This is a genomic window from Achromobacter sp. Root170 (assembly GCF_001428165.1).
Lineage (GTDB): Bacteria > Pseudomonadota > Gammaproteobacteria > Burkholderiales > Burkholderiaceae_B > Achromobacter > Achromobacter mucicolens.
The window spans coordinates 50,705-64,386 of the sequence record NZ_LMHN01000016.1 but is presented as its reverse complement, the minus strand read 5'-3'; the positions used below and the strand labels follow the sequence as shown (position 1 = coordinate 64,386).

10 protein-coding genes are annotated in these 13,682 nt (G+C 64.9%); 3 read left to right on the top strand and 7 right to left on the bottom strand.

Annotation, left to right across the window (positions count from 1 at the left end; translation table 11 throughout):
• Positions 1–19 precede the first annotated feature (19 nt).
• Positions 20–1,024 (bottom strand): tripartite tricarboxylate transporter substrate binding protein, encoded by a 1,005-nt coding sequence (locus ASD87_RS18360; protein WP_082586344.1) that lies wholly within the window; start codon positions 1,022–1,024, stop codon positions 20–22.
• 110 nt (positions 1,025–1,134) lie between these two features.
• Here ASD87_RS18360 and ASD87_RS18355 point away from each other — a divergent pair, with 110 nt between their 5' ends.
• Positions 1,135–2,028: a LysR family transcriptional regulator gene (locus ASD87_RS18355; protein WP_056324810.1), complete on the top strand. Its 894-nt coding sequence runs from the start codon at positions 1,135–1,137 to the stop codon at positions 2,026–2,028.
• 117 nt (positions 2,029–2,145) lie between these two features.
• Positions 2,146–2,991, top strand: a complete 846-nt coding sequence (locus ASD87_RS18350; protein ID WP_056324807.1) for a DMT family transporter — start codon at positions 2,146–2,148, stop codon at positions 2,989–2,991.
• Positions 2,992–3,076: 85 nt separating this feature from the next.
• On the opposite strand, the gene ASD87_RS18345 is transcribed toward ASD87_RS18350, so the two are convergent.
• The 4 genes from ASD87_RS18345 to ASD87_RS18330 all read right to left on the bottom strand — a co-directional run bounded on the left by ASD87_RS18345 (position 3,077) and on the right by ASD87_RS18330 (position 10,127).
• Complete coding sequence (locus ASD87_RS18345) at positions 3,077–6,655, bottom strand: autotransporter outer membrane beta-barrel domain-containing protein (protein ID WP_056324804.1); 3,579 nt, start codon at positions 6,653–6,655, stop codon at positions 3,077–3,079.
• A gap of 308 nt (positions 6,656–6,963) precedes the next feature.
• Positions 6,964–7,509: a GAF domain-containing protein gene (locus ASD87_RS18340; protein WP_056324802.1), complete on the bottom strand. Its 546-nt coding sequence runs from the start codon at positions 7,507–7,509 to the stop codon at positions 6,964–6,966.
• Positions 7,506–8,861 (bottom strand): MFS transporter, encoded by a 1,356-nt coding sequence (locus tag ASD87_RS18335; RefSeq protein ID WP_056324799.1) that lies wholly within the window; start codon positions 8,859–8,861, stop codon positions 7,506–7,508. The genes ASD87_RS18340 and ASD87_RS18335 overlap by 4 nt, the downstream gene beginning before the upstream one ends.
• A 36-nt stretch (positions 8,862–8,897) precedes the next feature.
• Positions 8,898–10,127 carry an amidohydrolase family protein gene (locus ASD87_RS18330; protein WP_056324797.1) on the bottom strand — a complete coding sequence of 410 codons (1,230 nt, stop codon included), beginning with the start codon at positions 10,125–10,127 and terminating at the stop codon, positions 8,898–8,900.
• Between the two features lie 177 nt (positions 10,128–10,304).
• On the opposite strand from ASD87_RS18330, the gene ASD87_RS18325 reads away from it, so the two are divergent.
• Positions 10,305–11,291, top strand: a complete 987-nt coding sequence (locus ASD87_RS18325) for a LysR substrate-binding domain-containing protein (RefSeq protein ID WP_056324794.1) — start codon at positions 10,305–10,307, stop codon at positions 11,289–11,291.
• A gap of 30 nt (positions 11,292–11,321) precedes the next feature.
• Here the strand turns inward: ASD87_RS18325 and ASD87_RS18320 are convergent, their stop codons facing one another.
• Positions 11,322–12,524 carry a pyridoxal phosphate-dependent aminotransferase gene (locus ASD87_RS18320; protein WP_056324791.1) on the bottom strand — a complete coding sequence of 401 codons (1,203 nt, stop codon included), beginning with the start codon at positions 12,522–12,524 and terminating at the stop codon, positions 11,322–11,324.
• A gap of 60 nt (positions 12,525–12,584) precedes the next feature.
• Positions 12,585–13,559, bottom strand: a complete 975-nt coding sequence (locus ASD87_RS18315) for a D-2-hydroxyacid dehydrogenase (protein ID WP_056324789.1) — start codon at positions 13,557–13,559, stop codon at positions 12,585–12,587.
• Between the last annotated feature and the right edge of the window lie 123 nt (positions 13,560–13,682).

Sequence of the window (13,682 nt, the reverse complement as noted above, 5' to 3'; positions counted from 1 at the left end):
CGGGCTGGCGCAAAGGCCATCAATCGGCCTTGATGCCCGCGTCCTTGATGACCTTGGTCCATTTGGTGGTCTCAGCCGCCACGAATTCGCCAAACTGCTTGTCCGAGCCGGGCGTGACCACCGCGCCCATCTCGGCAAAGCGCTTTTTCACGTCGGGGTCATTCAGCGCGGATTGCAGCGCGGCGTTGAGCTTTGCGGTGACGTCGGGCGGCAGATCCTTGGGGCCGATGAGCCCCCACCACACCGTGGCCATCGCGCCCGGCAGGCCTTGCGACACCACGGTGGGCACGTCGGGCAGCATGCTCGCCGGCTCGTCGTCCAGCACGGCCAGCGCGCGCAGCTTGCCCGCCTTGACGTGTGAGACGACTTCCAGCGGATTGATCGACATGAAGGAGATCCGCTGCCCCAACAGATCCGTCACGGCGGGCGATCCGCCCTTGTACGGCACGTGCAGCGCCTTCATGCCGCTCTCGCGCTTGAGCAGTTCGCTGGCCAGATGGCCCGAGCTGCCATTGCCGGCCGACGCGTAGGTCAGCTTGTCCGGGTGCGCGCGGCCGTATTCGGTCAGATCCTTCAAGGTCTTGAACGACGATTCGACGGGCACCACCACCGCCAGCGGCGCGTAACCGATCGCGCCCACCGGCGTGAAGTCGCGCGCGGGGTCAAAGGTCAGCTTGGAGAACAGCGCGCCGTTGGCGGCCAGCGTGTTCGATGCGGTCAGCAGCGTGTAGCCGTCCGCCGGGGCGCGCGCCACCGCGTCCATGCCGATGTTCGTCGCCGCGCCGGGGCGGTTGTCGACGATGATCGTCTGCTTCAGCGCGTCGCCCATTTTCTGGCTGACCAGGCGGGTGACGATGTCGACCCCGCCACCCGCGGCGTAGGGCACCACGATGCGGATCGGCTTGTCGGGATAGGCGCCCTGGGCGACTGCCGGCAGCGGCGCCAGCATGGCGGCCATCAGGGCGCTTACTGCTGCGGCGGCGGCAAAGGTGCGGCGGGACCGGGATGGCGCGTAAGCCTTCATGGTTGTCTCCTGTGTCGTTATGCGTGTTGGTATGGGCGCATGATGCGCGCTGTACACTCATACCGTCCAATACCGTTTTCCACGACGATCTATTTGCTTTCCAAATCGATATGGATTTTCGCCAACTGCGTTACTTCGTCGCCGTCGCCGAGGAACTAAGCTTCAGCCAGGCCGCGCGCCGGCTGCATGTGAGCCAGCCGCCCCTCAGCCTGCAGATCAAGGCGCTGGAAGAAGAGCTGGGGTCGCCGCTCTTGACGCGCACAAGCCGCAGCGTGGAACTGACGCAGGCGGGCGCGTTGTTTCTGGATCAGGCGCGCCGCGCGCTGGCGCATCTGGAACGCGCGGGCGAGGTCGTGCGGCAGTCCGCGCTGGGTGAAACCGGCGAGATCCGCGTGGCATTCACGGCGTCTGTGCCGATGTTCGACGCGTTCCCTCGCATCGTGCACGCCTTTCGCACGGATTTTCCGGGCGTGGGTGTGGACCTGAGCCACCAATCCACCGGACAGCAACTGCGCGCGCTGGCGTCCAAGGACATCGACGTGGGCTTTCTGCGTCCGTCCATTCTGTTCGTGCCGCCGCCCAATATCGCGACGCTGCCGCTGTGGACCGACCGGCTGGTGGCCGCGCTGCCCCAATCGCATCCGCTGGCGCGCCGCAACGCGCCGTTGTCGATGACCGACCTGGCGGACGAGTCCTTCATCCTGTTTCCGCGCGGGCTGGGCTGCGGCTTGTTCGACCACGTTGGCGTGCTGGCCAGCCGGGCGGGCTTCGCGCCGCAAGTGGGCCAGGAGGCGCGCGAAGGTGCGACGATCATCGGCCTGGTGGCGGCGGGGATGGGCATCTCGATCTTGCCCGACACCTACATGAAGACGGGCATTCCCGGTGTGGCCTATCGCGAGCTGGACACGCCGGATGCGCAAAGCCAGGTGTTGCTGGCGTATCGTTCGGAGGATGGGTCCGCGCTGGTGCAGCGCTTTCGCGAGGCCGCCCAGGCCGCGCAGTAAAGGAAGCGGCAGCGGTTTGCGGCGGCGCACGTAGAGCCGGCCTCTCGCCAGGCGTACGATAGCCGTAAGCCGTTCCCACTGAAGACTGGTACCCCAAGGCTTGCCGCGTCCTTCGCCATGACCTTCCGCCTCTTCGCGCTCACCCTATTGGCCATGCTGGCCTTTGCCGGCAACTCGCTGCTTTGCCGGGTCGCGCTCAAGCAGACAGCCATTGATCCCACCACCTTCTTCGCCATCCGCATCGTGTCGGGCGCGCTGATGCTGTGCTTCTTGATGGCGCTTCGCCGGCAGACCGGGCGTGTCGAAGGCACGTGGGCGGGCGCGCTGTCGCTGCTGGGTTATGCGCTCGCGTTCTCGTATGCCTATACGCATGTGCCTGCGGGCACAGGCGCCCTGCTGCTTTTCGGGGCGATCCAGATCAGCATGATTCTTTATGGCCTTGTGGCCGGGGAACGGTTGGCGGCGATGCAATGGGCCGGCACGGCGCTGGCGGTTGCCGGACTCGTCGCGTTGATGTGGCCCAGCGCCAATGCGCCACCGGTGTTTTACGGATTGCTGATGATTCTGTCCGGGGTGGCATGGAGCATCTATTCGCTGTTGGGCCGAGGCGCAAAGAACCCGGCCGCCGCGACAGCCGGAAATTTCATCCGGGCAGCGCCCCTTGCGGTGGCGCTGCTGCTTGCGCAAATGGCCGCCTCCCATGTTCGGTTCGATACCGCCGGCGCGGCCTATGCGGTGGCCTCTGGCGCGGTGACCTCGGGGCTGGGCTACATCCTTTGGTACGCCGCGCTCAAGCAGTTGACCGTGACGCGCGCCGCCACCCTGCAGCTCAGCGTGCCTGTGCTGGCGGCGCTGGGCGGGACGGTGTTCCTGGAGGAACCGATGACCGCGTTGCTGATCGCGGCATCGGCCTTGGTGTTGACCGGCGTGTCGCTGGTGATCTTCAACAAGCGCGCAGCGTGAATCGCCGGGGTGCCTGACGTGGGAGCGCAGACAGCCCCGGCTGGCAAAGGCCGCCCGCATGGCGCGCGGCCTGCGCGGCTTGTGGTTACCAGCGATACCCGACGTTCAGCATGCCGCCGTAGCCCCGCTGACCGCCGTTTCCAGCCTGGCCAAACAGCTCGCCGCTTACCTGCCACGACTCGCGGACATTGCCTGCCACGCCGATTCGCAGTTCCGCGGCGTCGCGCATGGGCGTTGCCTGGAAGGTCGATGCGCCCACGTTGGCTTTCGCGCTGCCCGAGTTGTGCAGCCAATTGGCTTCGACGTAAGGCCGCACCGGGGACGTGGCGGCGTCGTTGCCAAGCGGGTATGCGCGGACACCCACGCGCGAAGTGACTGAACTGGCGGGTGAGTTTTTCAGTGTCATGCTGGGCAGCACAGCGTCCTGGGCGTCGTATCGCGTGTAGGCCAGTTGCGCTTGCGGCACGACGACCATCGCACCCAACGCGGAATCGGCGGCGAAGGGCTTGAACGCATATCCCGCTTCCACCGACGCCGTCCAGGTGTTCGAACGGTATCGGGCCGAGCCCAGTTCGCTACTGATCTCGTTGGAATAGCGGCCGAACTGCAACCACGAATCGGCGTACGCGCCCAAGCGGGTGGCATCGTCGGCGTAAGCGGTGGCGTAAATGCCCACCGAATACCCGGTGACCTTGCCTCGGGCATCGGCACGCAGCGCCATGCCAGTGCCCGGGTGGATGAGTTGAGACGTGGCGTTCGTGCGCGCCTCGCCCGCGCCGGCCATGACCCCTGCCTTGAGGACGCCCTGCTGACCAAGCCGCGTGCTCACGAGGTCGGCGCCCATCTGCAGCATGGCGGTGTCGGTGTCGATGCTTACCTGACCTTCGTTAAGTTTCATGCCGGTGTGCCGCGCGCCCTCGGTACGCGCCCACACCTGCCGGGACGCGCTGGCGGGCGCAGATTGACCTGCCGACGTTTGCGCCACGGTCCGATCCGCCAGGCGATGCACGAACATCCGGGTCGCCGCGACCTGATTGCCAATATGCGCACCGTTTTCCGGTGAGACATTCTGCAGCTTGCCCGGCGCAGAACCGGGCGTGCCGGCGCCACTGCCGGGAGGCGTTTCGGGGCCACTACCCGGCGGAGTTTCAGTGCCGCTGCCAGGAGGCGTCTCGGTGCCGCTGCCGGGAGGCGTCTCGATACCGCTGCCGGGAGGAGTCTCAGTGCCGCTGCCCGGCGGCGTCTCGGTGCCGCTGCCAGGCGGTGTCTCAATGCCGCTGCCCGGAGGCGTCTCAACGCCGCTGCCAGGAGGCGTCTCAATGCCGCTGCCGGGAGGCGTCTCAATGCCGCTGCCAGGCGGCGTTTCAATGCCACTTCCGGGCGGCGTCTGACCGCCCGGATCCGTGGCGCCGCCTTCTTCCGGCGGCGTCGTCGACGTCAGATACCAATCGGACGCCACGCCGCCCGTGCCGCCCTGAACCAGGAAATAGTCGTAGCCATTCAAACCGAGGCTGATGGTTGAGGGCCGGTAGCCAGTCGAGTTGGCGTCCAGATAAAAAGCATTGCCTGAAATCGTGGCCCCGTTGGTGGCCTGCACGAGCCGGATGCCTTGCGTGGTCAACGCGCCTGCGCCGCCGGCGTTCAAGACATGCAGCCCGGTGGTGCCCGTGACCGCGCCGCCGTCCACGACGAGCCGGTCGGTCAGGGACGTATCGTCGCCCAGCTGGGTATTCATGACCAAGGTGCCGCCGCCGATGTAGTCGGAGACGGTAAGCGTCTTGAATCCGGATTGCGCACCGGGAGACACGAACCGCACGACACCCGCGTTGGTCAAGGTCTTGACGGCTGAATCGCCGCGCACGTTCCAAACGCTGCTGGCGTCTAACTCGACGCTGTCCACCGAACCCTGCCCCGCGCGCACCGCGCCGGTCCACTCAGTGCCGCTGGCCAGGCCAATGTCGACGCGGCCGCTGTCGGCGGTCAACACGTCGCCCGTCATGAGCGCGCCTATGGCGTTCAGGGTGACGCGTTGCGTCTGGTACGGTTGCCCGGGGACGATTCCCGCGCTGGGGGTCGCCTGCGTTCTAAGCAGGATTCCGCTGGCTTCGTCGCCGCCGGCTCGGGCCACCACGGTCGCGTTCTGGACGGTGATGTCGTGGTCTCCGCCCCTGACGAGAAACCCCACCCCATCGTGGGTCTGAAGGTTGCTGCCGCCCGCCAATACGAGCGAGTTGGCGCCCTGCGGCTCGTAGCGCACGCTCTGCACGCCGTTTGCGTTCTGACCGGTCATGATGACTTGCGTGCCGCTCAGCGAAACTGCCGTGTCGCCGGCGCCGATGTTTCCAAGCATCTGCACGCCGATCGAGCCTGTGGATTGCCCGTTCAACTGTGAATTGACAGCGTCGATGCGTGCCTCGTCGGTTGCCCGAAGCGCTGCGCCCGTGATGCCGGACACGTCCACGGTAACGCCGTCCAATGTCACTTGCGTGCCACGATGGTTGGCACTCACGCCTACCCCATTCATGACTTCGGCCAGGATATGCGTTCCCACGGCATCGATCGTTGTTGTCGCCGTGTCATCGGTCGAGTGCGCATACAGGCCGGCCCGTCTTCCGCGCAAGGTCCCGCCTTCAATCTGTACCGCCCCATTGCGGCTTCGGATCGCATACAAGTTCGCACGGATGTCGAGGTTCTGTCCGGTCATCGCATGGTTGTTCATCACCGTGACGCCCTCGTTGAACGCGACGGCTTCGCTGCCGATTGTCACGTTCGTCAAAGACGCCGACGACGCACCGGTTTGCGTCGACTCGTTATACAAAAGAACGCCGAAGTCCACCGAATGCGGACCGGCAACCACCGTATCCGTCATGGTCAGGCTGGAACCATCGATAACGGATATCTGGCCTTCAATGGTGCTTCCTTGAACGGTGACGATGGCATTTTGCGAGATATGCATGGATGCCGCCGTGGCATTTTCCGTGCCGCCCGCCTTGACGTGGCTGTCGGTCAGCAACAGCGTGCCGTCCTGCACCGACAGGTCCGCCCCCGTCGCCACGCCCATGTCATCCACGCTGGACACGATGACGTTGGACAGTTCGACGCGCCCGCCAAACTGGACGCGCACGCCATAGTTGTTGACGCCATTGCGATCAATGCTCTTGATCTGCAGGTCACTTGCCGTGATGACGCCCCCATCGGAGGCGCGGACGGTCCCCTGGAACCCGCCCGATCCCGACACGGTTCCGCCAAGCAGATTGATGCGGCCCGCATCGGTCGCAAGCACGGCCGTTGCCTCCGAGGAGATGAGGGAAATGCCGGCGTGGACAAAACTATCTTCCAGGGACGCGGACAATGCAGGCCCGGCTTGCGTCTGGATCGTGCTGTCCACGATCGTGATCGAGCCACCGTCTTGGGCATGCGCACCTCGGGCGTCTGCCTCCGCGGTCACAGTGATGCCGTTGACGAAGACGCTGTTGCCCTGGTTATTGACGCGGATTGCGTCTCCGTTGTTGACCATGATGCTCGCGCCGGGGAACACCTCCATCGACGTGTTGCCTTCCGGATCATCAATGAGGATAGGCGCTGCCGGGGCCGCCAACACCATCAAGGGAAAGGCCGGGATCGTGGCGGCGAGCGCGACAACCGGGGAAAGGGGGAAATGCATTGCAAGCTCCGTAACCCGTGCGCGGCCTCGGAGATGCGAAAAGCCAGATGCCAGCCAAGTGCAGCAACGCCGAACCGCCACGAAAAAAAGCGTCCATTCTCTTGACCTCGCGCAAGCTCGCACATCGAAAGATTTCTAAAGCTCGCTCCCCCTCTTGCAAAAACGCGGTAACACGCAACAATTCAGACCAGTTCCCGCAACAATGTGCAAAACCGGGGCTGTCCCTGTTTCCGGACGAAAAAAGGGCCGCTTTAAAAGCGGCCCGCAAACATCATCCCGCACCGGGACGGATACTCAAATTACGCGGCTCACACGCTGTCCAACGCGGACCGGTCCACGCTAGCTGCCGCGGACGCCGCGTCCTGCATCGCCTCGATGAACACGGGCGCGCACAACCCTGCCACGACCGCCGCCAGATCCGGATCGATATCGTCATAGGCATGACGCGCGGCCAGCATGTTCAGCGAGCCGATCACCCGCCCCGCGTGCCGCACCGGGATGTTGAACGCCGACTGCAGCCCGCGCTCGATCAGCATCGGCGCTTCGGAAAAAACGGTACGCACGTCGTCTTCGTTGCTGGCGACATACAGGCGCCCTTCTTCCAGTACCAGCCGGGACCACGGGCCGTTGCCGGTGGCCTTGAAGCCGCCGAGCGGACTGATGGTGTCGTCCGACGTGTGCAGACGCTTCATCAGCTTGTGGTCCTGCAAGTACAGCAGCGCCGTGAACAGCTTGTGGCCAAAGCAGTCTTGCAGCAGGTTGGAGATCACGCCCCACTGCGCCTGCCGGTCGCCGGCCAGCGCCAGATCGCGGGCGTGGCCAGCCAACGCGTTGAATGCGGAGGCCTTGGTCATGCGTTGATTTCCTCGAGCACGACGCCACGCGTGTTCTTGCCGTAGAACAGGATGCCCAGGCCGCCGACCAGCAGGATCGCGGTCATCATGGCAAACACGCCGGCAAAGCCCAGAACCGGATATGCCACGCCAACGATGGTGGGCGATGCAATGGAGCCGATGCGGGCAAAGGCGGAGGCCGCGCCCATGCCGGTCGCGCGGATCGACGTGGGATAGATTTCGGCGGTGTAGGTGTATTGACCGGCGATCACACCGTTCATGCCGAAGGACAGCAGCATGCTCAGCATGATGATCTGATGCTCGCCGCTAGCCAGCGCCAGGCCCAGCGCCGACAGGCACGACAGCAGCATGTACGCCAGGATCGTGTACTTGCGGCCGATCTTGTCGTTGAAGTACGCGGCCGAGAAGTAGCCCGGGATCTGCGACAGGTAGATCAGGATCGTGTACGAGAAGCTCTTGGTGATGGTGAAGCCGCGCTCGACGAGCAGGCTGGGGATCCACACCAGGAAGGCGTAGTAGCAGAACAGCACGGTGATCCAGAACACCCACACCAGCGCGGTGGTGCCCAGGTATTGCTTGGAGAACAGCGACGCCAGCTTGGCCATGGCGGTCTGCTGGTCTGCGGGCGAGGACGCAGCCTTGCGCGTGGCGACAGGCGTGGGCAGCGGGCGGCCGGTGCTTTGCTGCACTTCGGCTTCGATGGCTTCGCAGATGCGGTTGGCCTCGGAAGTCTGGCCGGTGTGTTCAAGCCAGCGGGGCGACTCGAACAGCGACTTGCGCCACCACAGCAGGAACACGACCGGCACCGAAGCGATGATCATGATGTAGCGCCAGCCGTCGTCGCTCATCGGGACGATGAAGTAGCCCAGCAGCGCCGACATCACGAAGCCGAACGAGAAAAATCCCGCCAGCGCGCCGGTGAAACGGCCGCGGTACTTGCTGCTGACGAACTCGGCCAGGTACGGCGCGATGATGGCGCCTTCCGCGCCCATGCCGATGCCGGCGATCATGCGCAGGATGTAGAACTCGTGATAGTTGCGCGCAAAGGCGTTGACGAACGTGGCGACGCAGAACAGCAGCAGCGCCCACATCATGATCTTCTTGCGGCCGTAGCGGTCGCCCAGGATGCCGGAGAACAGCGCGCCGACCAGGAAGCCGACGTACGTGCTGCTGGCGATCCAGCCGATCTGGCCAGTGGTCAGGCCCCACTGCGTGCGCAGCGAGGGAATGATGAAGGCGATGATGCCGGCGTCCAGTGCTTCGAAGGCGAGCCCGAGGCCGCCGATCATCAGCAGCCGGAAATGAAAGCTGCTGAAGGGCAACCGCTCCAGGCGGTCGGATACGGAAAACATGATGGGGAAGTTCCGGAGATAAAAGGAAGGGGACCGTCAGCAGGCGTTCTTGTGCAGCAGGCCGCGGTTCATGATGAGCTTGATCGAATCGGGCTTGGTCAGCAGTTCGATGTCGTCCAGCGGATTGCCATCGATCAGCAGCAGATCGGCGTAGGCGCCTTCGCACACTTCGCCCAAGAGGCCTTCCTGGTTCAGGATCTCGGCGCCGATCAGCGTCGCCTGCTGGATGACCTTGGCATTGCCCAGCACGCGGCTGCGCAGGACCAGTTCGTCGGACTGCATGTAATGGGTCTCGCCCAGCAGGTCGCTGCCGTAGCCCATCTTCACGCCGACTTCGTCCAGGATCTCCAGCGCGGTCAGGCCTTGCGTGCGCACGGTGGCGATCTTCTTGACCGAGTCCAGCGGCAGGCCATAGCGCTCGCCGTCGTTGGCCAGGCCTTCGTAGGTGATCAGCGTGGGCACCATGTAGGCGCCATGTTCCTTCATGACCTCGGCGGCCTCGCGGTCGACGAGGTTGCCGTGCTCGATGGTGCGCACGCCGCACCGCACGGCGCGCGTGATGGCGCGCGGGGTGTAGGCGTGGGCCATTACGTAGGTATTGGCGTTATTGGCCTCTTCGACGATGGCGATGAGCTCGGCCTCGGAGAAGCCCAGGTTCTGGATGGGGTCGTTGGGCGAGGCCACGCCGCCAGACGCCATGACCTTGATCTGCGTGGCGCCCTTCAGGATTTCCTCGCGCACGGCCAGGCGGCAGTTGTCCACGCCGTCGACCACGCGGCCGATGTTGCCGATCTTGACCGAGCAGGGGCACGGATCGAGTTCGTCGTTGCGCTGGCGGAAGTCGCCGTGGCCGCCGGTCTGGGACAAGGCCTTGCCCGAGCAGAAGAGACGAGGGCCGTCGATGGTGCCGTCCAGCACTGCCTGCGCCAGCGCCCAGTCCGCGCCGCCCGCGTCGCGCACGGACGTGAAGCCGCGGTCCAGCATGCCCTGCATGATGGGCAGCGCGCGCAGCAGCGCCAGCGCGTTGGGCAGGGACGCGACGCGGCCCAGGTTGAACGACGACGCCACGACGTGCACGTGGCAGTCGATCATGCCGGGCATCAGGGTCATGCCCTTGGCGTCCACCACCTGCGCATCCGCGGCAGCCGGTTCATCGGCGCCAATGCGGATGATCACGCCATCCTCGACCAGCACGGTCGCGGCGGCTTCAAGGGCCAAGGTTCGGGTATTGAGGATCCTGCAATTCTTGATGACAACCGGCTTCATAAATCGACCACGTAAACAGTTCAAAACGCCGGGAAATCACGGCATGCCGAACTCTACCGGTACAATTCGGGGGTCCGATACCGGGTCTCCCCCTATGCGTTCGACACAAATTTGAACAGCCTTATGAGCATTACTCATACCCCCCCTATGAGACGTCGCTGCCCCACCCTTTCCGAGTTGAACGCGTTCTCCGCGGCGGCCCGGCACCTGTCGTTTTCCAAGGCGGGCAAGGAACTGTTCGTCACGCAAAGCGCCATCAGCCGGCATATCGCCACGCTGGAAAGCTATCTTGGGCATGCGCTGTTCATCCGGGGCACCAATGGGCTGCAGCTCACCCGCATGGGCGCCACCTATCTCAGCCTGATCCGGCCGGCCCTGCACACGCTGGAAAGCGCCACGTCGCAGGTCATGGCGACGCAGCAGTCGGCAAAATCCCTCAACGTATCGGCCGCGCCCACCTTTGCGGCGCAATGGCTGTTTCCACGATTGAAGACGTTCCGCGAGGTCAACCCGGACATTTCCATCAATTTCGTGCGCTACAGCGTGGCGGATTACAAAAGCACCGAGCTCGATTTCGATGCGTCGATCCAATATGGGTATGGCGATTGGCACGACGGCGACGCCAAATACCTGACAGGCCGCGAAACGCGCCTGGTGTGTTCGCGGGAATATCTGGATCAGCACCCCATCGGCAGCCTCGAAGACATCAAGCAATGCACGCTGCTGCAGCACATCGAGATTCCGCTGTCCTGGGAATATTGGTTCTCGACCTACCTGGGGGATTATGACCGCGCACGGTTCGGCCCGGGCTTCAATCTGTTTTCGATGATTATCCAGGCCGCGTCTTCGGGCTTTGGCGTGGCGCTGATGCCGCATTGCCTGATCGAAAAGGAACTGGCCACCGGGCAACTGGTGGACATTTTCGACCGGACGTTTGAAAGCCCGCTTGGCTATTATCTTTGCGCGCCGAACTGGCGCAGCAACATGGAAAGCTACGAACGGCTAAGCCAGTGGCTGGCGCACGAGTGTTTTCATGGCGGGCACGGCGGCGACGCCGCCATGCCCACTGACGTGCGGCCCGCGCCGGGAAAGCCGGCTGCTGGACGGATGGCGCCCGCGCAGCCCGGTGAGTCCGACTGCCCGTATTGCGGGGCGGCAGCCTAATCGTCTGACGCAAACGCCCGTCCCCGCGCCTTACCCCAGCTTCGCGCAAGCGCGCTTGATGCGCGCGCAGCCCTCTTCCAACTGTTCCATCGACGCCGCGTACGAGATCCGGAAGAACGGCGACACCCCGTACGCCGCGCCTTGCAGCACCGCCAGGTTCTCCTCGTCCAGCAGGTACATGATGAAGTCCTCGTCGGTCTTCAGTTGCTTGCCGGCGGGCGTGGTCCTGCCCAGCAGCCCCTCGCACGACGGAAACACGTAGAACGCGCCTTCCGGCACATGGCAGTCGATGCCGTCGATGCGGTTCAGGCTGGCCACGATCATGTCGCGGCGTGCCTGGAAGATGCGGGTGCGTTCGGCCATGAAATCCTGCGGGCCCGACAACGCCTCCTGCGCGGCCGCCTGGCTGATCGAAGACGGGTTGGACGTGCTCTGCGACTGCAGCTTGGTCATCGCCTTGATCAGGTCGGCCGGCGCCGCCCCGTAACCGATACGCCAGCCGGTCATCGCATAGGCCTTGGACACGCCGTTGATGGTGAGGGTGCGCGCCTTCAGGTCGGGGGCCACCTGCGCCAGCGTGGCGAACTGCCGGCCGTCGTACAGGATGTGCTCGTAGATGTCGTCAGACATCAACCAGACATGCGGATGGCGCCGCAGCACTTCGGCCAGCGCCAACAGCTCTTCGCGAGAATAGGCCGCGCCGCTGGGGTTATTGGGACCATTCAGGATCACCCAGCGCGTGCGCGGCGTGATCGCCTTGTCCAGGTCGGCGGGCTGCAGCTTGAATCCCTGCGCGGGCGGGCAGGCCACGAAGACCGGCGTGCCGCCCGCCAGCAGCACGATGTCGGGATACGACACCCAGTACGGCGTGGGCACGATCACCTCGTCGCCCTCTTCGACGGTGGCGAGCAGCGCGTTGAAGATGATCTGCTTGCCGCCGTTGCCGACGATGATTTCGCTGGCAGCGTAGTCCAGGCCATTGTCGCGGCGGAATTTCTCGCGGATGGCGGCCTTGAGCTCGGGCGTGCCGCCGACATCGGTGTACTTGGTGCGCGACCGCGCCATCGCACGCACGACCGCCTGCGTGACGTTGTCGGGCGTATCGAAGTCGGGCTCGCCGGCCGTCAGCGCGACGATGTCTCGGCCGGTGGCGCGCAGTTCACGGGCCCGCTGGCCCGCCATCGAGCTGGGCGAGGGTTTGATGCGCTGGATGCGCGCGGCGGTCTGGATCATGGAAGGTCCTGGAATTGACGGGTTGCAAGCAGGTAGGGTGCGCGGGCAATCAGGCTGGCGTTACTGCCGCCACTGCCGCAGGTAGTCAAGAAAGATCCGGTCCACGCGCGCCTCGTTGCCATCCGAATGGCCCGCCGAATGCGGCGTGACGAATGCGTTGGGCAGCGTCCATAGCGGCGATTCGGCATCCAGCGGTTCGTGCTCGAACACATCCAGATACGCGCCGGCCAGTGTCTTTGCGCGCAGGGCTTCGATCAGTTCGGCTTCAGCCACGATCTCGCCACGCGCCACGTTGACGAGCCGGGCGTGCGGCGCCATGGCGGCGAGCACACGCGCGTTTACCAGCCCGCGTGTGCGATCGCTTAAAGGGCAGGCCAGCACCAGCCAGTCGGCGCGTCCGCCAATGCGTGCCAGATCCTCGAACGCGTAGGTTTCGACGCCATCGGCGGGCGGCGTGGCGGCGCTGCGCACGGCGATGACGTTCAGGCCCAACATCCGCAGATATCCGGCAAGCGTCTGGCCGATTGGCCCCCATCCCACTATCACGGCGGTCTGCCCGGCCAGGTCGCGCGGCAGCAATCCTCCGATCAGTGGCGTCCACGTGCGCGCCCGCTGGGCGTCGAACAGGCGGGGAAACTCGCGGGCCAGCGACAGGATCGCGGCCAGCGCCGTCTGCGCCACCACCTGCGCATTGGCCCCGGACGAAGTCGTGACGCGCACGCCGCGCGCCTTCAGTTCGCCGAAGATCGGCCGGTCGGCGCCGGCCGAATGCACGTGCACCCAGGCCAGCTTCGGCGACCGGCGCAGCGTGACGTAAAACGCCTCCAGTGGTTCCAGGACGCGATGCTTGGTCGACAGGCCCGTCACGTCGCGCGAGATGAATGCGACATCCACATCCGCCGGCTCATTGCCGTGCGCCTGGGCCGCAATCACGGCCTCGAAGGGGCGCCCGTCCAAGGCCTGGCTGATAGCGTCGCCGATCCGGTCCCGCGTCGATGCGGACATGAGGATGCGCAAGGGTTGTGGTGTGCTCATGTGGGCAATACGCCTGCAGCGCTCATTTCAGTTCGCTCCCTGTTGCGTGCGATGGAGACGGCGCGATGCGCCAGATCGAAGGAAATTCTAGAGCGCGGTTTTCTTCACTACAAATTGTTGGTT